General features: G+C 59.3%; 23 protein-coding genes and 1 riboswitch. Of the genes, 7 read left to right on the top strand and 16 right to left on the bottom strand.

Annotated elements, in window-relative coordinates; all coding sequences use genetic code 11:
- Positions 1-245 precede the first annotated feature (245 nt).
- From ureG to plsY, 9 genes are all read right to left on the bottom strand, one after another.
- Positions 246-863: an urease accessory protein UreG gene (gene ureG / locus ACOKCT_RS12915; RefSeq protein ID WP_103177010.1), complete on the bottom strand. Its 618-nt coding sequence runs from the start codon at positions 861-863 to the stop codon at positions 246-248.
- 9 nt (positions 864-872) lie between these two features.
- Complete coding sequence (locus tag ACOKCT_RS12920; protein ID WP_103177009.1) at positions 873-1,547, bottom strand: urease accessory protein UreF; 675 nt, start codon at positions 1,545-1,547, stop codon at positions 873-875.
- On the bottom strand, positions 1,547-2,086 hold the full coding sequence (locus tag ACOKCT_RS12925; protein ID WP_103177008.1) for a HupE/UreJ family protein: 540 nt from the start codon (positions 2,084-2,086) through the stop codon (positions 1,547-1,549). Before ACOKCT_RS12925 ends, ACOKCT_RS12920 begins: the two co-directional genes overlap by 1 nt.
- Before the next feature lie 9 nt (positions 2,087-2,095).
- Positions 2,096-2,554 (bottom strand): urease accessory protein UreE, encoded by a 459-nt coding sequence (ureE, locus tag ACOKCT_RS12930; protein ID WP_103177007.1) that lies wholly within the window; start codon positions 2,552-2,554, stop codon positions 2,096-2,098.
- A 9-nt stretch (positions 2,555-2,563) separates the two neighbouring features.
- Positions 2,564-4,267, bottom strand: a complete 1,704-nt coding sequence (gene ureC, locus ACOKCT_RS12935; RefSeq protein ID WP_103177006.1) for an urease subunit alpha — start codon at positions 4,265-4,267, stop codon at positions 2,564-2,566.
- Positions 4,260-4,574 (bottom strand): urease subunit beta, encoded by a 315-nt coding sequence (locus ACOKCT_RS12940; RefSeq protein ID WP_103177005.1) that lies wholly within the window; start codon positions 4,572-4,574, stop codon positions 4,260-4,262. Before ACOKCT_RS12940 ends, ureC begins: the two co-directional genes overlap by 8 nt.
- 9 nt (positions 4,575-4,583) lie before the next feature.
- Positions 4,584-4,886, bottom strand: a complete 303-nt coding sequence (locus tag ACOKCT_RS12945; RefSeq protein WP_039031754.1) for an urease subunit gamma — start codon at positions 4,884-4,886, stop codon at positions 4,584-4,586.
- 10 nt (positions 4,887-4,896) lie between these two features.
- Complete coding sequence (locus ACOKCT_RS12950) at positions 4,897-5,724, bottom strand: urease accessory protein UreD (RefSeq protein ID WP_263950256.1); 828 nt, start codon at positions 5,722-5,724, stop codon at positions 4,897-4,899.
- A gap of 739 nt (positions 5,725-6,463) precedes the next feature.
- Positions 6,464-7,078 carry a glycerol-3-phosphate 1-O-acyltransferase PlsY gene (gene plsY / locus ACOKCT_RS12955; protein WP_159339933.1) on the bottom strand — a complete coding sequence of 205 codons (615 nt, stop codon included), beginning with the start codon at positions 7,076-7,078 and terminating at the stop codon, positions 6,464-6,466.
- 107 nt (positions 7,079-7,185) lie between these two features.
- Here plsY and folB point away from each other — a divergent pair, with 107 nt between their 5' ends.
- A complete protein-coding gene (gene folB, locus ACOKCT_RS12960; protein WP_103177002.1) occupies positions 7,186-7,554 on the top strand; it encodes a bifunctional dihydroneopterin aldolase/7,8-dihydroneopterin epimerase in 369 nt (122 codons plus the stop codon).
- Positions 7,555-7,657: 103 nt separating this feature from the next.
- Positions 7,658-8,476, top strand: coding sequence for an undecaprenyl-diphosphate phosphatase (bacA, locus tag ACOKCT_RS12965; protein ID WP_420193538.1), 819 nt, complete (start codon positions 7,658-7,660; stop codon positions 8,474-8,476).
- A 10-nt stretch (positions 8,477-8,486) separates the two neighbouring features.
- Here the strand turns inward: bacA and ACOKCT_RS12970 are convergent, their stop codons facing one another.
- On the bottom strand, positions 8,487-9,728 hold the full coding sequence (locus ACOKCT_RS12970) for a multifunctional CCA addition/repair protein (RefSeq protein WP_103177000.1): 1,242 nt from the start codon (positions 9,726-9,728) through the stop codon (positions 8,487-8,489).
- A gap of 58 nt (positions 9,729-9,786) precedes the next feature.
- Positions 9,787-10,407 (bottom strand): TIGR04211 family SH3 domain-containing protein, encoded by a 621-nt coding sequence (locus tag ACOKCT_RS12975; RefSeq protein WP_039031844.1) that lies wholly within the window; start codon positions 10,405-10,407, stop codon positions 9,787-9,789.
- Positions 10,408-10,645: 238 nt separating this feature from the next.
- Between ACOKCT_RS12975 and ACOKCT_RS12980 the strand changes: the two genes are divergently transcribed.
- Genes ACOKCT_RS12980 through hldE form a run of 3 tightly spaced genes read left to right on the top strand, consistent with a single transcriptional unit; the run spans position 10,646 to position 16,298 of the window.
- Positions 10,646-11,947: an inorganic triphosphatase gene (locus tag ACOKCT_RS12980; RefSeq protein WP_263950257.1), complete on the top strand. Its 1,302-nt coding sequence runs from the start codon at positions 10,646-10,648 to the stop codon at positions 11,945-11,947.
- An 18-nt stretch (positions 11,948-11,965) separates the two neighbouring features.
- Positions 11,966-14,824: a bifunctional [glutamate--ammonia ligase]-adenylyl-L-tyrosine phosphorylase/[glutamate--ammonia-ligase] adenylyltransferase gene (gene glnE, locus ACOKCT_RS12985; protein ID WP_420193539.1), complete on the top strand. Its 2,859-nt coding sequence runs from the start codon at positions 11,966-11,968 to the stop codon at positions 14,822-14,824.
- A gap of 40 nt (positions 14,825-14,864) precedes the next feature.
- Positions 14,865-16,298 (top strand): bifunctional D-glycero-beta-D-manno-heptose-7-phosphate kinase/D-glycero-beta-D-manno-heptose 1-phosphate adenylyltransferase HldE, encoded by a 1,434-nt coding sequence (hldE, locus tag ACOKCT_RS12990; protein WP_103176996.1) that lies wholly within the window; start codon positions 14,865-14,867, stop codon positions 16,296-16,298.
- Between the two features lie 74 nt (positions 16,299-16,372).
- Here the strand turns inward: hldE and ubiK are convergent, their stop codons facing one another.
- A complete protein-coding gene (gene ubiK, locus ACOKCT_RS12995) occupies positions 16,373-16,672 on the bottom strand; it encodes a ubiquinone biosynthesis accessory factor UbiK (protein WP_263951643.1) in 300 nt (99 codons plus the stop codon).
- A 120-nt stretch (positions 16,673-16,792) separates the two neighbouring features.
- Positions 16,793-16,943: riboswitch (FMN riboswitch) on the top strand.
- A 104-nt stretch (positions 16,944-17,047) separates the two neighbouring features.
- Here ubiK and ribB point away from each other — a divergent pair.
- Complete coding sequence (ribB, locus tag ACOKCT_RS13000; RefSeq protein WP_103176994.1) at positions 17,048-17,701, top strand: 3,4-dihydroxy-2-butanone-4-phosphate synthase; 654 nt, start codon at positions 17,048-17,050, stop codon at positions 17,699-17,701.
- Between the two features lie 41 nt (positions 17,702-17,742).
- On the opposite strand, the gene zupT is transcribed toward ribB, so the two are convergent.
- A complete protein-coding gene (gene zupT / locus ACOKCT_RS13005; RefSeq protein ID WP_103176993.1) occupies positions 17,743-18,516 on the bottom strand; it encodes a zinc transporter ZupT in 774 nt (257 codons plus the stop codon).
- 196 nt (positions 18,517-18,712) lie between these two features.
- Between zupT and ygiD the strand changes: the two genes are divergently transcribed.
- A complete protein-coding gene (gene ygiD / locus ACOKCT_RS13010) occupies positions 18,713-19,501 on the top strand; it encodes a 4,5-DOPA dioxygenase extradiol (protein WP_159339936.1) in 789 nt (262 codons plus the stop codon).
- Positions 19,502-19,582: 81 nt separating this feature from the next.
- Here ygiD and ACOKCT_RS13015 read toward each other — a convergent pair whose 3' ends face one another.
- From ACOKCT_RS13015 to tolC, 3 genes are all read right to left on the bottom strand, one after another.
- Positions 19,583-20,743, bottom strand: coding sequence for a glutathionylspermidine synthase family protein (locus ACOKCT_RS13015; protein WP_159339937.1), 1,161 nt, complete (start codon positions 20,741-20,743; stop codon positions 19,583-19,585).
- A 2-nt stretch (positions 20,744-20,745) separates the two neighbouring features.
- Positions 20,746-21,417 (bottom strand): DUF1190 family protein, encoded by a 672-nt coding sequence (locus ACOKCT_RS13020; protein ID WP_103176990.1) that lies wholly within the window; start codon positions 21,415-21,417, stop codon positions 20,746-20,748.
- Between the two features lie 174 nt (positions 21,418-21,591).
- On the bottom strand, positions 21,592-23,013 hold the full coding sequence (gene tolC, locus ACOKCT_RS13025) for an outer membrane channel protein TolC (protein WP_103176989.1): 1,422 nt from the start codon (positions 23,011-23,013) through the stop codon (positions 21,592-21,594).
- Positions 23,014-23,076 lie beyond the last annotated feature (63 nt).

Consider the following 23,076-nt stretch of genomic DNA (forward strand, 5'->3'; position numbering starts at 1 on the left):
AACCCCGGCCCAGGATGAAACCCCGGCCAAAGAGACCGTTCCGGCCTATAACCCAAAAATTGCCTATCCGGTGAAATGCACCAAAGTGTCCCACAACGGTAAAATCTGGTTTAACCAGTGGTACGTCAACCCGGGCCAGGAAGAGCCGGGCAAAGGCTTCAGCAGTTGGGGCGTATGGCGTGAAGAGGGGGCGTCGAACAACACCTGTAAATGATCGGCAAGCCTGGCGTCACGCCAGGCTTTTTTTAGACCTTCAGCATGCCTTTCTCTTCCAGAAACGCGATGATGTTTGCCAGCCCGTCACCCGCTTTCAGGTTAGTAAAGGTCCACGGACGCTCGCCGCGCATGCGGTTGGTGTCGCGCTCCATCACCTCCAGCGAGGCCCCCACGTAAGGGGCGAGATCGGTTTTATTGATCACCAGAAAATCGGATTTGGTGATCCCCGGCCCGCCCTTGCGCGGGATCTTCTCCCCTTCCGCCACGTCGATCACGTAGATCGTCAGATCCGCCAGCTCCGGGCTGAAGGTGGCGCTCAGGTTGTCGCCGCCGCTCTCGACAAAGATCAGATCCAGGTTGCCGAACTTCTCGCTCAGGGCTTCTACCGCCGCCAGGTTCATCGAGGCATCTTCACGAATGGCGGTGTGCGGACAGCCGCCGGTCTCCACCCCCACAATGCGCTCCGGCTCCAGCGCGCCCGCCTCGGTGAGGATGCGCTGATCCTCTTTGGTGTAGATATCGTTGGTGACGACGGCCAGGTGATAGGTGTCGCGCATCGCTTTACACAGCGCTTCCAGCAGGGCGGTTTTACCCGACCCCACCGGGCCGCCCACGCCCACGCGCAGGGGGTGTTTGTACTCAGACATAGAGACTCCTCAGGAACGGAATAATCGTGAATATTGGGTTTCGTGGCGCGCCGAGGCGATGGCCGACAGCGGCGTGGCGGCGCCCAGTTCGTCATCGCAAAGCAACAGCGCCTGCGCCAGCCCGTCGGTAAAGCGATCGCAGAGTTCGATGATCAACAGCTGGGCCGCCTGCTGCCCAAAGGGCACCAGCTTGACGCCCGCCATTACCGCGCTCTCGATCCAGCTGTAGCCAAGACTCAGCGCCATCTCGCGCAGGCCGATGCCCCAGTGCACACCGAGCCACGCCATACCGCATAGCTGGCTTTGCGGGAACAGCGCCAGCCAGTCAGGTGGGCAATCCGCCTCCCAGCTTTTGATCAGCCGGGTAAACGCCGCCCCGCGGTTGCGCTCCTCTTCCCGCAGCTCGCGGGTCTCCCGGCAGGCCAGCAGGTACGCCGTCCAGTGCGCGGCGCTCGCCAGATCCTGCTGTTCACAGGCGTGGTAGAGGCGGGAAAAGAGCGGCAGATCGACGCGGAAAAAGCTTTGCTCCATCTGCTGACACTGCCAGGCTTTGAATGCCGCCGGGGTAGTGACCCAGCCCGCTTCCACCGCCCACTCCAGCCCCTGCGACCAGGTAAAAGAGCCCACCGGCAGACTGCTGCTGGCGAGTTGCATCAGGCGCAACCACTGGCGGGACGGCTCCATCAGCTCATCAGCGCCAGCAGGGCAGAGGCGATCAGCCCGCCGCCGAGGGTTTTACGCAGCCCGTCGTGACGGCGCAGCAGCAGGCCTGCCGCAAAGCTTGCGCACAGCACCGCGGCGCTGGCGAGCATAAAGCCGCTGGTAAACAGCCAGAAGCTGTGGCCTGCCATCTCCACCCCGTGCGCCCAGCCGTGGAACATCGCCAGCGCGGGCACCGCCAGCAGCAGGCGGTTTTCGGTTTTGAACATCATGGCACCACACACCGCCAGCGAGGCGATAATCAGCATCTCCATGCCGCTAAAGCCCCCCAGCAGGCTGCCTGCAATCGCCCCGGTGAGCATCATGCCGAGAGTGGCAAAGGGCATCAGCAGCCTGCGGCCGCTCAGGGCGGCGAGCACGCCTGCGCCGGTCAACATCAGCAGATGATCAAGCCCGGTCAGGGGATGGAAAAAGCCCGCCTGAAAACTGTCGCTGCCGTGTCCCGGATGGGCCAGCGCGGGCAGGGAGAAGGCCAGCAGAAGCAGGGGTAACAACTTACGCATAATTAATCCTTAATGTGAATGAGCGTGAGAGTGGGAGTGCCCTTCGCTGGCATAAGCGCCCGCTTCCGGTTCAAAGGGCAGGGTGGCGAAAGTGACGTCCAGGCCCAACAGGTGCAGCATTTCATCCAGCACGTGATCGTGGTGATAGCGCAATTCGCCGGGCATGACCTGCAGCGGGACGTGGCGGTTGCCCAGGTGATAACAGGCGCGAGCCAGCAGGAACGGATCCGCGCAGTGCACCACCGACAGCGGCTCGGGGGCGGCAATGACCTCCACCACTTCATGACCATCGTCACTGGCAAGCAGGTCGCCGCCCCGCAGCAACAGACCGCGGGGCAACATCAGCCCGGCGTCACGGCCATCGTTAAGCACTACGCGGGCGCGGCTCTTTACCCGCACATCAATGGGCAGCGTGACGTGTGCGGTAACGGGATGGGGATGATCAAGGCGTTGGGTTAAGGTGATCATGAGTCCTCCTCAGAACAGGAAATAGCGTTGCGCCATCGGCAGAACCTCTGCCGGTGCGCTGGTAATCAGCTCCCCGTCAATGCGCACCTCATAGGTTTGCGCATCGACGGTAATGTTCGGCTGCAGGCCGTTGTGGATCATGTCGGCCTTCTTCACCGTCCGGCAGCCTTTGACTACCGCAGTGGCGCTCTGCAGGTTCAACTGCTGCGAAATGTTGTTATCGGCGGCAGCCTGCGAGAGAAAGGTCAGACGGGTGGCGTGGCGGGCGGCGCCCAGCGCGCCAAACATGGGCCGGTAATGCACCGGCTGCGGCGTGGGGATCGAGGCGTTGATGTCCCCCATCGGCGCGCAGGCGATCATCCCGCCTTTGACGATGGTGGCTGGCTTGACGCCAAAGAAGGCGGGGGACCAGACCACCAGGTCCGCCAGTTTCCCCGCCTCAACCGACCCGACCTCATGGGCGATGCCGTGGGTCAGCGCCGGGTTGATGGTGTACTTGGCGATATAGCGCTTCACCCGCAGGTTATCGTTATCGCCCGACTCCTCCGCCAGCGGACCGCGCTGCACCTTCATGCGGTGCGCCACCTGCCAGGTGCGGATGATCACTTCTCCCACCCGGCCCATCGCCTGTGAATCGGACGAGGTGAGCGAGAAGGCGCCAATATCGTGCAGCACATCTTCTGCCGCAATGGTCTCCCGGCGAATACGCGATTCGGCAAAGGCCACATCCTCGGCGATATCCGGGTCGAGGTGGTGGCAGACCATCAGCATGTCCAGGTGTTCGTCGATGGTATTCACCGTGTAGGGCAGCGTGGGGTTGGTAGAGGAGGGCAGAATGTTGGGATGCGCGCAGGCGGTGATGATATCCGGCGCATGGCCGCCGCCCGCCCCTTCGGTGTGGAAGGTGTGGATGGTGCGCCCGGCGATGGCCGCCAGGGTGTCCTCGACAAACCCGCCCTCGTTAAGGGTGTCGCTGTGCAGCGCCACCTGGATATCCATCTCATCCGCCACCGTCAGGGCGCAGTCGATCGCCGCAGGGGTGGAACCCCAGTCCTCATGAATTTTCAGGCCAATCGCACCCGCGGCAACCTGCTCGCGCAGGGCATCCGGGTTGGAGCCGTTGCCTTTACCCAGCAGGCCGACATTCACCGGCAGCGTGTCGACCGCCTGCAACATGCGGGCGATATACCACGGCCCTGGCGTGCAGGTGGTGGCGTTGGTGCCTGCGGCAGGGCCGGTACCGCCGCCAATCATGGTGGTGACGCCAGAGACCAGCGCCTCTTCCGCCTGCTGCGGGCAGATCCAGTGGATATGGGTATCGACCCCGCCTGCGGTGACGATCTTCCCTTCGGCGGCGATCACCTCGGTGGCCGCGCCAATGGGGATCGTTACGCCGGGCTGAATGTCCGGGTTACCCGCTTTGCCGATGGCGAAGATCCTGCCATCCTTCACGCCGATATCCGCTTTGACGATCCCCCAGTGATCGACGATCAGCGCGTTGGTCAGCACCAGATCCACGCAGTCCTGCGCCAGCATCTGCCCCTGGCCCATGCCGTCGCGGATCACTTTTCCGCCGCCGAATTTGACCTCTTCGCCGTAGATGGTCAGATCGTTTTCCACCTCGATCCAGAGCTCGGTATCGGCGAGACGGACTTTATCCCCGGTGGTGGGGCCGAACATGTCGGCATATGCCTGACGTGAAATCTCAGCCATGGTTGACCTCACCCATCACCTCGCCACGAAAGCCCACAATACGCTGCGCGCCTGCCACAGCCACCAGCGTCACGGCGCGCTTCTGCCCCGGTTCAAAGCGCACGGCGGTACCGGCGGCAATGTTCAGCCGGTAGCCTCGGGTCGCCTCACGATCGAACTTAAGCGCCGGGTTCACCTCAAAAAAATGGTAGTGGGATCCGACCTGGATCGGGCGGTCGCCGTGGTTCTCGACGATCACCGTCCGGGTATCGCGATCCGCGTTAATGACGATCTGGCCGGGTTGTATCTGATATTCCCCTGGGATCATGTTGCCCCCTTACAGGATCGGATTGTGAACGGTGACGAGCTTGGAGCCGTCCGGGAAGGTGGCCTCCACCTGAATATCCGGGATCATCTCCGGTACGCCCTCCATCACCTGGGCGCGGGTCAGGACATGGCGGCCCGCTTCCATTAATTCCGCAACCGTCTGCCCATCGCGCGCCCCTTCCATAATGAAGGCGCTGATCAGGGCCACCGATTCCGGGTAATTGAGTTTTACGCCACGGGCGAGACGACGCTCGGCGACCAGCGCGGCGGTAAACAGCAACAGCTTGTCTTTTTCTCTGGGGGTCAGTTCCATCGTGCTTCTCTCAGGTGTGCCAGATTCGGGGCGAACAGGGGGCTTTGGCGGTAAGTTGCGGACGCAGGCGCTGCCAGATCTCACGCATCGCCTGCTGGCAAATCAGGTTGTCGTGCGCGAGGAAGCGCACCGACAGCAGGCCGTCGGTGAGGGTCGCGCCAGCGAAATGCTCCAGCGGTGCCAGGGCTTCGCGGGCCTCCTCCAGCTGTGTTTCGCTCGCCGGGTAAAACAGCAGGGTGCCGATCCACGGATGTTCCGCCACGGGGGTCAGATCGCCGTCGGCCAGGTGCTGGCGCTCGATTAACAGCGGCTCACCCTCAAGCCAGACTTCGAGACGGCTCTCAATACGACCGTGGCTGAAGGGCTCATTAATCACCGGGCGGCCCAGGCAAAACAGCTCCCAGGCCAGCAGCGTACTGCTGCGCTGCAGATGGAACACCGAGCGCAGGGCGGCCTGTGCCCCGGGAAAGAAAAGGGTGTCCTGCGGCAGCCACTCCAGCGTCGCGTTCTCCTCCAGCGTGAAGTGCTGATCCAGCCGCGCCAGGGCGCCGTTGCTGCGATAGAACTTGCTGGCGCCGGGCATGGTGATCAGCGCGTGGCTATGGGCCGCAAGATGAACGGTAATCGCCAGCTCATCCCCGCCGACAATCCCGCCGGGGGGATGCAGCAGATAGAGGTGGCAGGTTTCACCTTCGGGATAAAAGGGGCGCTGCACGGTGAGTGGCCCGACGTGGCGGGCAGAGTGGAGGAGGGTTTTCTCAGGCGAGTAGGAAAAGTGCAGGGCAAGGGATGCCTGCCAGCCTTTTACTGTTTTTTCATGCGCCTGAGTTGCTGACATGCTTTATCCATCTGCTCGCCGTCGGGTTTTTTTAGTATGCCCTGGCGGAAATGAAGGCTGTCATATGAGTCGCTTATGGATGGGGGGGCTAAGCGCCCACTTATTTTCTGGAGTGGTGGAATTGTTCCGTTCACTATAACTTCTCTGCGTTATGTACGCCCCGCTGCGGTGAACGTGTTAAGGGGGTTGCCGCCGCCCCCTTAACAATCCCGGCTCCCGGCAAAGAAAATCGCCGCTTCGCGGTCCCTTCGGCTTATTCCCTCCGGCTAACGGGTCGGGCGTGATCCTACATCCATGTAGGTCACGCCCTCTCGGCGCATCCATGCGCCTCGCCCCGGCCTGCGGTCAACGCCTCAGCGATTTTCAGCCGGACTCACGCTCCCTCTGCCTTCGCTGCGGTCTGAAGGAAACAGAATGTCATTTCTCTGCAAATTCTTTTATTGCCGGAATGTGGCACGGGTGTTGAGTCCCCGCTGAAATCGGCGAACCGGAGACCGGCTGACAAGGGCTGGACGCCAGGGATGGCGGCCAGAGGCGAATCGAGACAGGATGTCGAGTTGAGCCGACCGCAGGCAGCAGGTCGGGAGGTGAGCGCAGTGCGAAGCACCGATTTCGTCGCGGGGCCGCGGGGATTGATAAGGGGGCCGCGGTGGCCCCCTTATCACGTTCACGGGTTCCGGAACGTCATATTCTGTTGGTCATAAAGTGAACGTAACTATTCCACTAAACTCAATATAAGCTACCGCGTCTCTTTATTCTTCCGCTTCAACCGCGCCCAGATCTTCGTCTCCTGACGCCGCCACAACCGCTGAATATTGTCATGGTGACGCAACAGGATCAGACAAGAGAGCATCGACACCGGAAAGGTAAACTGCGGCTTAAACCACCAGACATAAAATGGCGCAATCAGCGCGCTCACAATGGCGCCAAGCGAAGAGTAGCCGCTCAGCAACACGCTGAGCAGCCAGGTGCCGGCCATCACGCCGGTCAGATCCCAGCCAATGGGGGCAATGGCGCCAAACGCGGTGGCGACGCCTTTTCCACCTTTAAAACCAAAGAAAACCGGCCAGATATGGCCCAGACAGGCGGCAATGGCAATCAGCCCCAGCCAGAACGGCGTGACGCCCAGTGCATACGCGCCCCAGACGGGAAGCATTCCTTTCAGAACGTCAAAAATCAGAACCGCTACGGCTGCTCCTTTGCCGCCAATTCGTAGTACATTGGTCGCTCCCGGATTCCCGGAGCCGCTCTCGCGTGGGTCAGGCAACCCGGCGATACGGCAGACCAGAATGGCGCTGGAAATTGAGCCGCAAAGGTAGGCGAGGAGGATCATTCCAGGCGCGATTGCACTCATAACGCTGTTCCGTTTTGAAAATGTCGTTTTGTACTTAGCATCTGTGGATAATACGCATAATTCGCCGGGAGTGGTATCCGGTTTAGCCAAAAACCAGGCAGGTCGTGATGGATATAGTATTTATAGAGCAACTTTCGGTAATCACCACTATCGGGGTGTATGACTGGGAGCAGACCATCGAGCAGAAACTCGTGTTCGATATCGAAATGGGCTGGGATAACCTCGCCGCGGCAAAAAGCGACGATGTGAACGACTGTCTGAGCTATGCCGACGTGAGTGACGCGGTCATCAGTCACGTGGAAGGCCAGCGTTTTGCGCTGGTGGAGCGCGTGGCGGAAGAAGTCGCGGAGCTGCTGCTCAGCCGCTTCAACTCCCCATGGGTGCGTATCAAAGTCAGCAAGCCGGGGGCGGTTGCGCGGGCGGCCAATGTGGGCGTCATTATCGAACGTAGCCAAAATCTGAAAGGAAACATTTAAAGGTATAATAGTTAAACCAATTCCTGTTAAATCAGTCTTAGAGCTGTTCCTTTTACGGTTACCCCCTGGGTAGCCCTTTTTTCTGTCTTTTAGGGGTTAATTGATGAGCGATATGCACTCCCTGCTGGTGGCAGCAATACTGGGTGTGGTCGAAGGATTGACAGAGTTTTTGCCGGTTTCCAGTACAGGCCATATGATCATTGTCGGCCATCTGCTGGGGTTCGAAGGCGAAACGGCGAAAACCTTTGAGGTAGTGATCCAGTTAGGATCCATTCTGGCGGTGGTGGTGATGTTCTGGCGTCGCCTGTTCGGCCTGATTGGCATCCACTTTGGTCATCCGCCGCATGAAGGCACAGGTAAAGGGCGTTTAACGCTGCTGCACATTCTGCTCGGGATGATTCCGGCGGTAGTGCTGGGTCTGTTACTCCACGACACCATCAAGTCGCTGTTTAACCCGATTAACGTCATGTATGCCCTGGTGGTCGGCGGTATCCTGCTAATTGCCGCCGAGCTGCTGAAGCCGAAAGAGCCCCGCGCGCCGGGTCTGGACGACATGACCTACCGTCAGGCGTTTATGATTGGCTGCTTCCAGTGTCTGGCACTGTGGCCGGGCTTCTCTCGCTCCGGGGCGACGATTTCAGGCGGGATGCTGATGGGCGTGAGCCGCTATGCGGCCTCTGAGTTCTCATTCCTGCTGGCGGTGCCGATGATGATGGGCGCCACCGTGCTCGATCTCTACAAGAGCTATCACTTCCTGACCGCGGGCGACATCCCGATGTTTGCCGTGGGCTTTGTCACCGCCTTTATCGTGGCGCTGATCGCCATCAAAACCTTCCTGCAACTGATCAAGCACATCTCGTTTATCCCGTTCGCCATCTATCGCTTTATCGTGGCGGCCGCGGTATACGTGGTCTTCTTCTGATTGCCCGCCCTCAGTCTTTCGGCTGAGGGCAATGCTGTTCCTTCCAGGCTGCGACGGCCCGGATCCGCCGTTTCGTTAACTCTTCCCGGATTTCTGCTCCTTTAAATCCAGCTTCGACGACCGCTTTTGTCGGCACCGCTTTCGCCACCTCCCAGGCTTCACGCAGCAACCGCCCCTGCGGATAATCGTTGGCTTCAAACCCGGTACGCCCGCGCACGTCGGCTTCGCTGGTTAAGGCGATCTGCTCCACGCGCTGCGGTTTGCGCCAGGCGTCAATACTGTCGAACAGCTTGATGATGGTGGCCGGTTTAAGAATCGGGAAGGTGTGGATAAGGTCGTGGAACTCGGCAACCAGCTTCGCCAGATCGCGGATCTCGTTAGGGACCCGCATCCGCTGGCAGACCCGTTCAACCAGCCGCACGCCCGCCGGACCGTGGCCGTGGTGGCGCGGCCAGAGTTCGGGCGGCGTTAACCCCTTCCCGAGGTCGTGACAGAGCGTGGCAAAGCGGACGTCTACCTCCGGGCTCAGCATCGCCGCCATGCTCAGGGTCATCAGGGTATGGATGCCGGTATCGATTTCCGGGTGCCACTTCGCCGGGGCCGGCACGCCAAACAGGGCGTCCACTTCCGGGAACAGTACCTTCAGCGCCCCGCATTCGCGCAGCACCTGGAAGTAAACCTGTGGATTACGTGTGGTGAGCGCATTCTCGGTCTCTTTCCACACGCGTTCGGGGGTAAGGTGTTCCAGCTCGCCCGCTCTGGTCATGGCGGCCATCAGCGCCATCGTTTCATCGGCGATGCGAAAACTCAGGTGGGCATAGCGGGCAGCAAAACGCGCCACGCGCAGCACGCGGAGCGGATCTTCAGAGAAGGCGGGGGAAACATGGCGCAGAATGCGGTTTCGCAGATCCGACTGGCCGCCATAGGCATCAATGATATGGCCGTTTTCATCCTGGGCGAGGGCGTTAATGGTCAGATCGCGGCGCTGCAAATCCTCTTCAAGGGTGACGTCCGGGGCGGCATGACAGGTGAAGCCAGTATAACCGACGCCGGATTTGCGCTCGGTACGCGCCAGCGCGTACTCCTGGCGGCTTTGCGGATGCAGGAAGACAGGAAAATCGCGGCCTACCTGCTGGTAGCCCGCATCAAGCATCTCCTGAGGTGTGGCGCCTACCACCACCCAGTCTTTATCTTTGACCGGCAGACCTAACAACGCATCACGAACCGCACCACCGACCAGATAAATCTTCACGCCACACTCTCCCGTATTAAAAATGGCAATAATACGTAAGTGTGGCAGAGATAGCGATTTAGTTCATCCAGCGGTCTTTACGCTTACGGCTCGGTACCAGATGCGGCAGCACCAGACCCAGCAGCAGACCCATACCCAGCACGCCGCCGCCATACATAAACCACTGCATAATAATGGTGCGCTGTTTGTCATCCAGCTGCAGGTTGGCTGCGCTCACCTTTTTCTGGGCGACGATCAGCTCGTTCTTCAGCTTCTGGTTTTCGTCTTTGAGACCGTTGATCACCCCGTCGCTCTGCGCCACTTTCTGCTGCATTTCAGCCGTGCGCTGGTTCCAGGTGGCGTCGATATTGGTCAGTTTGTCGGTCAGGGTTTTGACCTGGTTTTCCAGATCCGGCACGCGGGTGCGCAGGCTTGGGCTGGTGCTAAGCTCTTTTAACGGGATCCAGGCGGTACGGCCGCTGCTGTCGCGCACCTGGCCATAGCTGGAGTCGGCGTTACTCTGTAACAGCACCACTTCCTCGCCGGCATTAATCGTACCCACGAGGCGATAATTGTCACCCGGACCACTACGTACCCAGGTATTCAGTTCGTCAGAAACGTAGCGTTTCTCTTCAGCGTGAACCGCTGTTGCGGCGCTAAAAGCAAGTAATGTCAGTCCGATTAGGCGTAATTTAAGCATCAGGCAGTCGTTATTTTCGTAAAAAGTGGAACGATAGTAGTGGTAACGGCTTCTCCACGCAAAGGATTCGTCAGCATTCGGAATCCTCCGTGTAGGGTTTGCCACTTTAACAAACTTTACGCCCGTCAAATTGCTCATTGCGTGGCAATCTGGCGCAAAATACTATCTACTGACAAAAAAGTGGCGAGTAAGTTCGCCTAAATTTACCCCGCAGTGCTGCAATCAAAAGAACAAGGCCATGGCTCAGGAAATCGAATTAAAGTTTATCGTTGAAAATGAGAGCGTCGACGCGCTGAAAAACCATCTGCACCAGCTGACAGCTGAACATCACGAGCCGGTGCAACTGCTCAACATCTATTACGAAACTCAGGACCTGTGGCTGCGTCGCCATGACAGGGGGCTGCGCATCCGCGGCGTTGATGGCCGCTACGAGATGACCATGAAAATTGGTGGTCGCGTGGTGGGCGGTCTGCATCAGCGCCCGGAATACAACATTGATATTGACCAGCCTGCGCTGGATCTGGCGCGCTTTCCGGCGGAAGTGTGGCCGGAAGGTCAACTCCCCGAGGGCCTGGAAGAGAGCGCCAGCCCGCTGTTCAGCACCGATTTCTGGCGCGAAAAGTGGCTGGTGAACGAAGGTAAAAGCCGCATTGAAATCGCCCTCGACCGGGGTGAGGTAAAAGCGGGCGAGTTCCAGGAGCCGATCTGCGAGCTGGAGCTTGAACTGCTGGAAGGCCACGCCGATGACGTGCTGAAGCTGGCGCGTAAGCTGGTGACCCAGAGCGGTCTGCGTCAGGGGAGCCTGAGCAAGGCGGCCCGCGGCTATCATCTGGCCCAGGGCAATGCCCCGCGCACCCTGAAACCGCTGGAGATTATGCGCGTCGCGCCGAAATCCTCTATCGAGCAGGGGTTTGAAGCCTCGCTGGAGCTGGCCCTAAGCCAGTGGCAGTATCACGAGGAGCTGTGGGTCCGCGGCGTGAAAGGGGCGAAAGCCGAGGTGCTGGCGGCGATGGCGCTGGTACGTCATAGCCTGACGCTGTTCGGCGGCATTGTGCCACGTAAAGCGAGTGCTCACTTACGCGATCTGCTGACCCAGACCGAAACCCTGATGGCGTCGGATGTCTCTGCCGAGACGGCGGTCTACAGCCCGCAAACCGCCACCGCGAAACTGGCGCTGACCGAGTTTCTGGTGACGCGCGGCTGGCGCACCTTCCTCGACGCGAAGGCGCAGAGCAAAATGGCGGATAACTTTAAGCGCTTCGCCGATATTCACCTCTCCCGTCATGCTGCTGAACTGAAAACCACCTTCGCCCATCCGCTGGGGGATCAGTATGGCGATCAGCTGATTCGTCTGGCGCGCAACATCGACAGCATGTTGCTGCTGTCAGGGGCGTATGACGGCCCGGTGGCCCGCGCCTGGCTGGAAAACTGGCAAGGGCTGCTGCATGCCATTAAGACGCGCCAGCACATTGAAATTGAGCATTTCCGTAACGAAGCCATTTCGCAGGAGCCATTCTGGCTGCACAGCGGAAAACGTTAACGCAGGCAAGGAACCCCAATGATGCCGCTTTCTTCACCCTTACAGCAGCAGTGGCAGACGGTATGTGAGCGTCTGCCGGAAACATTACCCGCCTCGTCATTAAGCGACCAGGCCAGGCAGGTGCTGGCGTTCAGCGACTTTGTGCAGGAGAGCGTTACGGCACATCCTGACTGGCTGACCGGGCTTGAGGCCGCGCCGCCGCAGGCGGACGAGTGGCAGCACTACGCGCAGTGGTTACGCGACGCGCTGGCAGATGTCGGCGATGAAGCCGCGCTGATGCGCGAGCTGCGCCATTTCCGCCGCCGGGTAATGGTGCGCATCGCCTGGGCGCAGGCGCTGATGCTGGTGAGTGAAGAGAGCACGTTGCAGCAGTTGAGTCACCTTGCGGAGACGCTGATCGTCACCGCCCGCGACTGGCTGTACGACGCCTGCTGTCGTGAATGGGGTACGCCATGCAGTGAGGATGGCACTCCGCAGCCGCTGCTGATTTTAGGGATGGGCAAGCTCGGCGGCGGCGAGCTCAACTTTTCCTCAGACATCGATCTGATCTTCGCCTGGCCGGAGAAGGGTGCCACCCGCGGCGGACGCCGTGAGCTGGACAACGCCCAGTTCTTTACCCGCCTGGGGCAGCGGCTGATTAAGGCCCTGGATCAACCCACCCAGGATGGCTTTGTCTATCGCGTGGATATGCGCCTGCGTCCGTTCGGTGACAGCGGCCCGCTGGTGCTGAGCTTCGCCGCGCTGGAGGACTACTACCAGGAGCAGGGGCGCGACTGGGAGCGCTACGCGATGGTGAAGGCGCGGATCATGGGCGATAACGACGGTGCCTACGCCAGCGAGCTGCGTGCCATGCTGCGCCCGTTCGTGTTCCGCCGCTATATCGATTTCAGCGTCATCCAGTCGCTGCGCAACATGAAAGGGATGATTGCCCGGGAAGTGCGGCGGCGTGGCCTGAAAGACAACATCAAGCTGGGGGCGGGCGGTATCCGCGAGATCGAGTTTATCGTCCAGGTGTTCCAGCTGATCCGCGGCGGGCGCGAGCCGTCGCTGCAATCCCGCTCCCTGCTGCCAACGCTTGCGGCAATTGCACAGCTGAACCTTTTGGCGGAAGGGGATGCGCAGATCCTGCGTGAGGCCTACCTCTTCTTGCGTCGGCTGGAGAACCTGCTGCAGAGCATTAACGACGAACAAACCCAGACCCTGCCGGGGGATGAGCTTAATCGCGCCCGTCTCGCCTGGGGAATGCGCCTTGACGACTGGCAGGCGCTGACCGAGGCGCTGGATGCGCACATGGCCGCGGTGCGGCGGATTTTTAACGACCTGATTGGCGACGATGAGAGCGAATCACAGGATGATGAGCTGTCGGAGCACTGGCGCGAGCTGTGGCAGGATGCGCTGCAGGAGGACGATACTACCCCGGTGCTGGCCCACCTCAGCAATGATGACCGTCACCGGGTGGTGGCGCTGATTGCAGATTTCCGCCTGGAGCTGAACAAGCGCGCCATTGGCCCGCGCGGACGTCAGGTGCTCGATCACCTGATGCCGCACCTGCTCAGCGACGTCTGCTCCCGCGCCGATGCGCCGGTGCCGCTGTCGCGCCTGACCCCGCTGCTCAGCGGGATCATCACCCGCACCACCTATCTGGAGCTGTTAAGCGAGTTCCCGGGCGCGCTCAAGCACCTGATTTCCCTTTGCGCCGCCTCGCCAATGATCGCCAGCAAGCTGGCGCGCTATCCGCTGCTGCTGGACGAGCTGCTCGATCCCAATACCCTTTACCAGCCGACGGCGACCGACGCCTACCGGGACGAGCTGCGCCAGTATCTGCTGCGCGTGCCGGAGGAGGATGAGGAGCAGCAGCTGGAGGCGCTGCGTCAGTTTAAACAGGCGCAGCTGCTGCGTGTGGCTGCCGCCGATATCGCCGGAACGTTGCCGGTGATGAAAGTGAGCGATCACTTAACCTGGCTGGCGGAGGCGATTATTGATGCCGTTGTCCATCAGGCGTGGGTACAGATGGTGGCGCGTTATGGCCAGCCGAAACACCTGGCCGATCGGGAAGGGCGCGGCTTTGCGGTTGTGGGATATGGCAAGCTGGGCGGCTGGGAGCTGGGCTACAGCTCCGATCTGGATCTCATTTTCCTTCACGACTGCCCGGTAGATGTGATGACCGACGGCGAGCGTGAGATCGACGGGCGTCAGTTCTACCTGCGCCTCGCCCAGCGCATCATGCACCTGTTCAGCACCCGCACGTCGTCGGGCATTCTGTATGAAGTGGATGCCCGCCTGCGTCCGTCCGGGGCGGCGGGCATGCTGGTCACCTCCACCGAGTCGTTCGCCGAGTATCAGAAGAACGAAGCCTGGACCTGGGAGCATCAGGCTCTGGTGCGCGCCCGGGTGGTCTATGGCGATCCGCAGCTGAAGGAGCAGTTCGATGCTATCCGGCGCGACGTGCTGACCGCCACGCGTGAAGGCCAGACGCTGCAGACCGAGGTGCGCGAGATGCGTGAAAAAATGCGCGCCCATCTGGGAAATAAACATCGTGATCGCTTTGATATTAAAGCCGACGAAGGCGGTATTACCGACATCGAATTTATCACCCAGTATCTGGTGCTGCGTGACGCCCACGCCAAACCGAAGCTGACCCGCTGGTCGGATAACGTGCGCATTCTGGAACTGCTGGCGCAGAACGACATTATGGATGAGCAGGAGGCGCTGGCGCTCACCCGCGCTTACACCACGCTGCGCGATGAACTGCATCATCTGGCGTTGCAGGAGCAGCCCGGTCATCTGCCGCTCGACTGCTTTAACGCCGAGCGGGAGCTGGTGCGCGCCTGCTGGCAGAAGTGGCTGGTGGAACCGTGCGTAACAAAACAAGTGTGATATTATCGCGCGCAAATTGTGAATCTTTCTGGAGTCAGGAATGAAAGTAACACTGCCAGAGTTTGAACGTGCTGGAGTTATGGTAGTTGGCGATGTGATGCTGGATCGCTACTGGTATGGGCCAACCAGCCGCATTTCCCCGGAAGCCCCGGTCCCGGTGGTGAAGGTGGATACCATTGAAGAGCGTCCTGGCGGCGCGGCAAACGTGGCGATGAACATTGCTTCTCTCGGCGCACATTCGCGTCTGGTCGGTCTGACCGGCATCGACGATGCGGCGCGGGCGCTGAGCAAGACGCTGGCGGATGTGAACGTTAAATGTGATTTCGTTTCTGTTCCAACGCACCCGACCATTACCAAGCTGCGCGTGCTGTCGCGCAATCAGCAGCTGATCCGCCTCGACTTTGAAGAGGGCTTTGAAGGGGTAGATCCGGAGCCGCTGCACGAGCGCATCAACCAGGCGCTGGGCAACATCGGCGCGCTGGTGCTCTCCGACTACGCCAAAGGGGCGCTGGCGAGCGTCCAGCAGATGATTAAGCTGGCCCGCGCTTCCGGTGTGCCGGTGCTGATCGACCCGAAAGGCACCGATTTCGAACGCTATCGCGGTGCGACGCTGCTGACGCCGAACCTCTCCGAGTTTGAAGCGGTGGCGGGCAAATGCAAAACCGAGGATGAGATCGTTGAGCGCGGCATGAAGATCATCGCCGACTTCGATCTCTCCGCGCTGCTGGTGACCCGTTCCGAGCAGGGGATGACCCTGCTGCAACCGGGCAAAGCGCCGCTGCATATGCCAACCCAGGCGCAGGAAGTGTATGACGTCACCGGTGCGGGCGATACGGTGATTGGCGTGCTGGCGGCGACGCTGGCGGCCGGTAATACCCTTGAAGAGGCCTGCTACTTTGCCAACGCTGCCGCAGGCGTGGTGGTCGGCAAGCTGGGGACCTCAACCGTCTCCCCTATCGAGCTGGAAAACGCGGTGCGTGGCCGTGCTGATACCGGTTTTGGCGTGATGAGTGAAGAAGAGCTGAAAGTGGCCGTTGCCGCCGCGCGTAAGCGTGGTGAGAAAGTGGTAATGACCAACGGCGTGTTCGACATTCTGCACGCGGGCCACGTCTCCTATCTTGCCAACGCGCGCAAGCTGGGCGACCGTCTGATCGTGGCGGTGAACAGCGATGCCTCCACCAAACGTCTGAAGGGTGAAACCCGTCCGGTGAATCCGCTTGAGCAGCGTATGATTGTGCTAGGCGCGCTGGAAGCGGTGGACTGGGTCGTCTCCTTCGAAGAGGATACCCCGCAGCGCCTGATTGCCGGGATCCTGCCGGACCTGCTGGTGAAAGGCGGTGACTACAAGCCTGAGCAAATCGCGGGCAGCGAAGAGGTCTGGGCCAACGGCGGGGAAGTGATGGTGCTCAATTTTGAGGACGGATGTTCAACCACCAACATCATCAAAAAGATCCAGAAAGATAGCGAGAAATAAAAAACGGGCCGAAAGGCCCGTTTTTTTGCCGGGTGGCGGCTTCGCCTTACCCGGCCTACGGTAACCCGTGTGAATTATTCCACATTGTCTACCGGTGGGATCGCCGGGGCCGGTTTCACTTCATCAACAACAACACCGCGGTTTTCCAGCTCGGTGAGGCGCTGCTCCAGCAGGGCAACCTTTTCGCGGGTGCGCAGCAGAACCTGCGTCTGCACGTCAAATTCTTCACGGCTGACCAGATCCAGACGCATCAGCTGCGCCTGCAGCACCTGGCGGATCTTCTTCTCAACATCATCACCAAACTCACGTACGCCTTTTGGCATGGATTCATGGACCTGGCGAGCAAGTTGTTCAATTTTTTTTGGGTCGATCATCATAGTTCCCTTGAAGTAAAGATGTTTAGAACCATTGTAGCGCGTTACGGGGATCCTTAAACCAGAATTGTGTGAAGCTTATGCGTTGCCGAACATAATCATTAGCGTTATAGTTATCCCGCTTATTCTCAGGGCGGGGCGAAATTCCCCACCGGCGGTAAATCAACACCATGTTGAAAGCCCGCGAGCGCTTTGGGTGCATACTCAAAGGTCAGCAGATCCGGTGTAATTCCGGGGCCGACGGTTAAAGTCCGGATGGGAGAGAGTAACGAACCAGTCGGGCGAGGCCCGCTCACGTTATTTTTTTGCCGTACTCCGGCGCTCCTAAGACTGCCCTGATTCTGGTAACCATAATTTTAATGAGGTTTTTTTACCATGAATCAGACGCTCCTTTCCTCTTTCGGTACCTCTACTGACCGTGTTGAGCAGGCGCTTGCTGCGCTTCGCGAAGGCCGCGGCGTGATGGTGCTTGACGATGAAGACCGTGAAAACGAAGGCGATATGATTTTCGCCGCCGAAACCATGACCGTTGAGCAGATGGCGCTGACCATCCGTCACGGCAGCGGCATTGTTTGCCTGTGTATCACCGAAGATCGCCGTAAACAGCTGGAACTGCCTATGATGGTAGAGAACAACACCAGCGCCTTCGGCACCGGTTTTACCGTCACCATCGAAGCCGCCAGCGGCGTGACCACCGGTGTCTCTGCCGCTGACCGCGTCACCACCGTGCGTGCCGCCATTGCCGACGGTGCAAAACCTTCTGACCTGAACCGTCCGGGCCATGTCTTCCCGCTTCGCGCGCAGCCGGGCGGCGTGTTGACTCGCGGCGGCCACACCGAAGCCACTATCGATCTGGTAACGCTGGCCGGTTTCAAACCCGCCGGTGTCCTGTGTGAACTGACCAATGATGATGGCTCTATGGCCCGCGCGCCGGAGTGCATCGACTTCGCGGTGAAACACAACATGGCGGTGGTCACCATTGAAGATCTGGTGGCGTATCGCCAGGCGCATGAGCGCAAAGCCAGCTGATAACGCAGCATAAAAAACGCCGGGTTAACCCGGCGTTTTTTTTACCCTATTCCTGCCGTCTGGAGCAGCACCAGACTGAGCCCCATTACCGACATCCCGCACAGCACGCCGTAGCTGGGATTGTTATTGGGATCGATCTCTTTGGCGAGCGGCATCAGCTCATCCACCGACAGCGCCACCATAATGCCCGCCACTGCCGCCATAATCGCCGCCATCACCACCGGCGAGATCAGGCTGCCGAGGATCAGCCACGCCAGTACGCCGCCTGCAATCTCCGCCATGCCGGAAATACCCGCCCAGAAGACCGCTTTACGTTTTGAACCGGTGGCCGCATAGACCGGGCCTGCGACCGCGAGCCCCTCCGGGATATTGTGCAACGCCACCGCCAGCGCAATACCGAATCCTAACTCCAGGTTGTTACTGGCGGTCACATAGGTCGCAACGCCTTCCGGGAAGTTGTGCAGGCTGATGCCCAGGGTCAGCAGCAGCGCAGTACGTCGCAGGTTGCGGGGCAGCGGCTGACTCCCTTTCTGCATCAGATCCTGCGGGTGCGCGTGGGGCAGCATTCTGTCCAGCGCAAAGTAGCCCAGCAGGCCAAAAACAAACATCCCGTAGCCGAGCACCGGCGACATCCCTTCGGTGCCGAGTGCCGCGGGCAGCATCTCCATCAGGGAGATGAGCAACATGATCCCGGCGGCAAAGCCGAGCGAAAATGCCAGCACGCGGTTCGAGGGCTTCTGGCCCAGCACGCCGAGCAGGGCGCCGATAAAGGTGGCGGCGCCTGCGAGAATCGTCAGAATCAGAGGAACTGACATTCACCTCTCCTTATGATAATGATTATCATTCATATTAAAGGCTAAACGCGCGTAAAGCGAGCGGGTATAATCGCCTTTACAGATCCCTTACATTCAAATTTCCTGATGATCTTCATCATGGTTATCAGAGTTCATCTTATCCTGTTAACGGGTAAGGTAAAGCTATCAAATCGACAGCTTGTGTAAGGATATCATCATGACATCTTCTCGTATGCCAGCACTGTTTTTGGGCCACGGTAGCCCCATGAACGCGCTGGAGGATAACGTCTATACCCGCGCCTGGCGTCATCTGGGAGAGACGTTGCCGCGTCCGAAAGCAATCGTGGTGATTTCTGCACACTGGTTTACCCGTGGCACCGGTGTTACCGCGATGGAAACGCCGAAAACGATCCATGATTTTGGTGGCTTCCCGCAGGCGCTGTACGACACGCACTATCCGGCACTGGGATCACCGGCCCTGGCGCAGCGGCTGGTAGAGCTGCTGTCGCCTCTCCCGGTCATCCTTGATAAAGAGGCGTGGGGCTTTGACCACGGCTCCTGGGGCGTGCTGATCAAGATGTACCCGGATGCCGACATCCCGATGGTGCAGCTGAGCATCGACAGTACCAAACCGGCGGCGTGGCACCTTGAGATGGGCCGTAAGCTCGCCGCGCTCCGTGACGAGGGCATCATGCTGGTAGCCAGCGGTAACGTGGTGCATAACCTGCGCACAGCCCGCTGGCATGGAGAAAACACGCCCTATCCGTGGGCAACGTCGTTTAACGATTACGTGAAAGCAAACCTGACCTGGCAGGGGCCGGCTGAAGAACATCCCCTGGTGAACTATCTGGCGCATGAAGGCGGCTCGCTCTCAAACCCGACGGCGGAACATTTCCTGCCGCTGCTCTATGTCCTGGGCGCGTGGGATGGTCAGGAGCCCGTTTCCACACCGGTGGACGGCATTGAGATGGGCAGCTTGAGTATGTTGTCGGTGCAGGTGGGGTAAAGCGCCCGGTGGCGCTGCGCTTACCGGGCCTGCGGAGTGATGTAGGCCGGATAAGGCGAAGCCGCCACCCGGCACCACAGGCTACTCCACGAAGATATGCGGATAGAACCGCGACAGATCCTGGGTGATCAACGCCCGATCTTCACGAATACCAATCCCGGCTGGCTGATCGTTGATCAGCCAGCTGCCGATCAGCATGTAGCTGTCGCCATACTTCGGTAACTGACAGAACTGCTGGACGATCATCCCTTCTTCGCCATACGGACCTTCTACCGCTTCCACGGTGTTACCGTTTTCGATAATCGATACGTTGGCGCCTTCGCGGGAGAAAATCGGCTTTTTGACATACTTATCCATCTGCGGATAGTCATCTTCCGCGAAGTAAGCGGGCAGCAGGTTTGGATGGTCCGGGAACATCTCCCACAGCAGCGGTAACAGCGCTTTGTTGGAGATAATGCTCTTCCAGGCCGGCTCCAGCCAGCGCACGCCAGCATCTTCCAGCTTGGTAGAGAAAACTTCGCGCAGCATGTATTCCCACGGATAGAGCTTGAACAGGTTACTGATTACCTGGTCCTGCAGATCGGTGAACTGGCCTTTTTCACCCAGCCCGATATCTTCCATGTAGAGAAATTCGCTGGCAACGTCCGCTTCGGCGGCGCAGTCCTGCAGGTACTGTACCGTGCCGCGATCTTCGACCGTGTCACGACAGCAGGCAAAGTGCAGCAGGTTGAAGCCGTGCTGTTCGCGCAGTTCAGCGAAACGCGCGATCAGCTTTTCCTGCAAACTGTTGAACTGGTCACTGCCTTCCGGCAGATGGCCTGCGTTCTGCTGATCTTCCAGCCAGATCCACTGGAAGAAGGCCGCTTCATACAGGGAGGTTGGTGTATCAGCGTTGTTCTCAAGCAGCTTCGGCTCGCCGGTGCCATCCCACGCCAGATCGAGGCGGGAGTAGAGCGACGGCTGATGGGTCAGCCATGACTGACGCACAAAGCCCCAGGTGTGCTTCGGAATGCGGAATTTGGTCATCAGCTCATCGCTGGCGATCACCTTTTCCACCACCTTCAGGCACATCTGATGCAGCTCCGCCGTCACCTCTTCCAGTTTTTCAACCTGGGCGAGGGTCAGCTTGTAGTAGGCATCTTCACACCAGTACGGCTCGCCGTACATGGTGTGGAAGTTGAAACCATATTCGGTGGCTTTTTCGCGCCAGTCCGGGCGCTCAACAATACTGACTCGTTCCATTATCAGCCGCCCATTGAGCGCGTTGAGGTGCCGGTCGCGCTGCGCTGCATGGTGTTCTGTTTGGCAACAGATTCACCAAAGCCGCCGCGGGTAACGGTGCTGGTGGTCGCCGGTTTAGGCGCCATAGCGGTTTTCGGAACGGTCATGGTGCGGCCTGGCTGGGCAGCACCGTAACCTTTGCCGCTGGCATCGGTATACTGGCCGTAAGCCGGGCTGGCCGGGTTTTTAGAGCTGAACAGCGGTTGCTGTTGATAGCCCGCGCCGCCGCTCATCAGTCGGCCCATCATGTAACCGGCCATCAACGGCATCCAGAAACTGCCGCTGGATTGCGCCTGCGCCTGGTTTTCTGGCGCCGTGCCCGCCTGAGCCGGAGCAGGCGCCTGCTGGCACTGACCTTCGCCAAATTCCGCCACGCAGTCTTCACGGCTGGCATATTTCGGCGCGGTACGTTCGGCCTCTTTCAGGGCATTGTTGTAGGCGGTAGTACACTCTGCCTTGTTGCCGGTGGCGGAGGCACAGTCATCGGCATTCTGGTAGAGCGAAACCGTTTCGTCGCTTTGCTCACAGCCTGCCAGCATAAACACGGCGCCCAGCGCCAGGGCGACAGGAGTGAGGTGACGCGCGTTCCAGCTTTTGCGGAACGTGGCGTGATTAATGGATTTTGTCCGTTTCATGATCGTCTTCCAGGACCCAGTGATAAAACACAGAAAATAACGCTCAGAATAGAGGATGAGTGGTGGAAATTGAAGCGATGGGGGCGAAACTGGGGGATCTTTACGTTGGCTTACGTTTTTTTGTCGGGCAGCGCGATAATACCCGGCCAGGATAGCCCTGGCCGGATGACATCATTAGTTGCTGGTGGTACGCGCAGCGGCGGCGGTTAAGCCATCAGCAGAGGCAGCCTGCTGTGGATTTTCCGGGGCCACAACCTCTGGGGTAGTGGAGATAGGTTTACCCAGAGCGCCGTTCAGCGCCAGCAGATCCTGCTCGTTCAACGTACCCAGCGCTTGCTTGATGTTCAGCTGGTTAATCAGGTAGTTATAACGGGCATTGGAGAGCTGTTGTTTGGCGTTATAGAGCGTGGTGGTCGCGTCCAGCACGTCAACAATGGTACGGGTACCGACCGCGTAACCCGCTTCTGACGCATCCAGCGAGCTCTGAGCAGACACTACGGCCTGTTTATAGGCATTGATGCTGCTGACAGAGGCATTCACGTTGTTGAAGGAGGAACGCACGGTCTGCACAACGCTGCGGTGCGCACTTTCAAGCTGCTCGCTGGCACCGACAAAGTTGTACTGCGCCTGTTTGACCTGCGAATTGACCTGGCCGCCCTGATAGATTGGCAGAGAGAAGTTCAGGCCGATTTTATTCTGGCCAACGTCGCTGTCGTTGTACTGGGCTCCGCTGGTTCGTGAACCACTGTAGCTGGTGTTTGACACCCCGGTAGAGGCGCTCAGGCTCAGGGTTGGCAGATGGCCATCCTGTGCCAGGCGGATCTGCTCGCGGGCCAGATCCTGGTTCAGGCGGGCCTGCAGCAGGCTCAGGTTACGGTTTTCAGCTTCTTTCAGCAGGGCATTCACCGCCTGCGGCTTTTCGGCTTTGAAGCGATCAACGTTCAGGGAAGCCAGCTGTGGGTAATAGTTACCGGTGACCTGACGCAGCTGTTCAACGGCGTTATCCAGGTCGTTACGCGCGGTCACTTCGTTCGCCAGTACGTTATCGTATTGCGAACGGGCGTTCTGCACGTCGGTGATGGCGACCAGGCCCACGTTAAAACGCTGGGTGGTCTGATCGAGCTGACGGTAGATAGCTTGTTTTTGCGCTTCAATATAGGAGAGCGTATCGATAGCGCTCAGCACTCTGAAGTAGGCGGTGGCCGTGTTCAGGATCAGGGTCTGCTGGTCGGTCTGATAGGTCACATCCTGAATACCGGCAGATTTCTCCTGCAGGCTCAGGGTACGCCATTTAGACATATCAAACAGCGTCTGGGTCAACTGGAGTGAACCGCTGGTGACGTTGGAGTCGATGCCGTTAGCATCACGGTAACCGTTGTTATAGGTATAGTCTGCACCTAAACCCAGCTGTGGTAATAATGGGCTGCGTGCTTCATTAATTTTTTCAAATGCAGCATCACGATCGGCGGCGGATTTACGCAGTTCCGGATTACTCAGTCGTGCCTGCTTATAAACCTGTATCAGGTCCTCTGCCTGACTCACCGCGCTGAAACCCGTCAGGCTCAGGCCGATGAGGATGGGGAGCAATTTCTTCATTTGCTTTCCTTGTTGTGAAGCTTAGTTAGCGCTGATCTAATTTAAAAAATATCTACCGATTCT

The organism is Leclercia sp. M-A074-M (assembly GCF_965195605.1).
Lineage (GTDB): Bacteria > Pseudomonadota > Gammaproteobacteria > Enterobacterales > Enterobacteriaceae > Enterobacter.

What these genes read in the sequence shown, in the direction of transcription:
- ygiD (WP_159339936.1), top strand. Translation starts at nt 18,713, where the DNA reads ATGACATCTTCTCGTATGCCAGCACTGTTTTTGGGCCACGGTAGCCCC.
- plsY (WP_159339933.1), bottom strand. Translation starts at nt 7,078, where the DNA reads ATGAGTGCAATCGCGCCTGGAATGATCCTCCTCGCCTACCTTTGCGGC.
- ureG (WP_103177010.1), bottom strand. Translation starts at nt 863, where the DNA reads ATGTCTGAGTACAAACACCCCCTGCGCGTGGGCGTGGGCGGCCCGGTG.
- ACOKCT_RS12925 (WP_103177008.1), bottom strand. Translation starts at nt 2,086, where the DNA reads ATGCGTAAGTTGTTACCCCTGCTTCTGCTGGCCTTCTCCCTGCCCGCG.
- hldE (WP_103176996.1), top strand. Translation starts at nt 14,865, where the DNA reads ATGAAAGTAACACTGCCAGAGTTTGAACGTGCTGGAGTTATGGTAGTT.
- ACOKCT_RS12980 (WP_263950257.1), top strand. Translation starts at nt 10,646, where the DNA reads ATGGCTCAGGAAATCGAATTAAAGTTTATCGTTGAAAATGAGAGCGTC.
- ubiK (WP_263951643.1), bottom strand. Translation starts at nt 16,672, where the DNA reads ATGATCGACCCAAAAAAAATTGAACAACTTGCTCGCCAGGTCCATGAA.
- ACOKCT_RS13020 (WP_103176990.1), bottom strand. Translation starts at nt 21,417, where the DNA reads ATGAAACGGACAAAATCCATTAATCACGCCACGTTCCGCAAAAGCTGG.
- ribB (WP_103176994.1), top strand. Translation starts at nt 17,048, where the DNA reads ATGAATCAGACGCTCCTTTCCTCTTTCGGTACCTCTACTGACCGTGTT.
- zupT (WP_103176993.1), bottom strand. Translation starts at nt 18,516, where the DNA reads ATGTCAGTTCCTCTGATTCTGACGATTCTCGCAGGCGCCGCCACCTTT.
- ACOKCT_RS12975 (WP_039031844.1), bottom strand. Translation starts at nt 10,407, where the DNA reads ATGCTTAAATTACGCCTAATCGGACTGACATTACTTGCTTTTAGCGCC.
- ACOKCT_RS12940 (WP_103177005.1), bottom strand. Translation starts at nt 4,574, where the DNA reads ATGATCCCAGGGGAATATCAGATACAACCCGGCCAGATCGTCATTAAC.
- ureE (WP_103177007.1), bottom strand. Translation starts at nt 2,554, where the DNA reads ATGATCACCTTAACCCAACGCCTTGATCATCCCCATCCCGTTACCGCA.
- ACOKCT_RS13015 (WP_159339937.1), bottom strand. Translation starts at nt 20,743, where the DNA reads ATGGAACGAGTCAGTATTGTTGAGCGCCCGGACTGGCGCGAAAAAGCC.
- ACOKCT_RS12945 (WP_039031754.1), bottom strand. Translation starts at nt 4,886, where the DNA reads ATGGAACTGACCCCCAGAGAAAAAGACAAGCTGTTGCTGTTTACCGCC.
- tolC (WP_103176989.1), bottom strand. Translation starts at nt 23,013, where the DNA reads ATGAAGAAATTGCTCCCCATCCTCATCGGCCTGAGCCTGACGGGTTTC.
- folB (WP_103177002.1), top strand. Translation starts at nt 7,186, where the DNA reads ATGGATATAGTATTTATAGAGCAACTTTCGGTAATCACCACTATCGGG.
- ACOKCT_RS12920 (WP_103177009.1), bottom strand. Translation starts at nt 1,547, where the DNA reads ATGGAGCCGTCCCGCCAGTGGTTGCGCCTGATGCAACTCGCCAGCAGC.
- ureC (WP_103177006.1), bottom strand. Translation starts at nt 4,267, where the DNA reads ATGGCTGAGATTTCACGTCAGGCATATGCCGACATGTTCGGCCCCACC.
- bacA (WP_420193538.1), top strand. Translation starts at nt 7,658, where the DNA reads ATGAGCGATATGCACTCCCTGCTGGTGGCAGCAATACTGGGTGTGGTC.
- ACOKCT_RS12950 (WP_263950256.1), bottom strand. Translation starts at nt 5,724, where the DNA reads ATGTCAGCAACTCAGGCGCATGAAAAAACAGTAAAAGGCTGGCAGGCA.
- glnE (WP_420193539.1), top strand. Translation starts at nt 11,966, where the DNA reads ATGATGCCGCTTTCTTCACCCTTACAGCAGCAGTGGCAGACGGTATGT.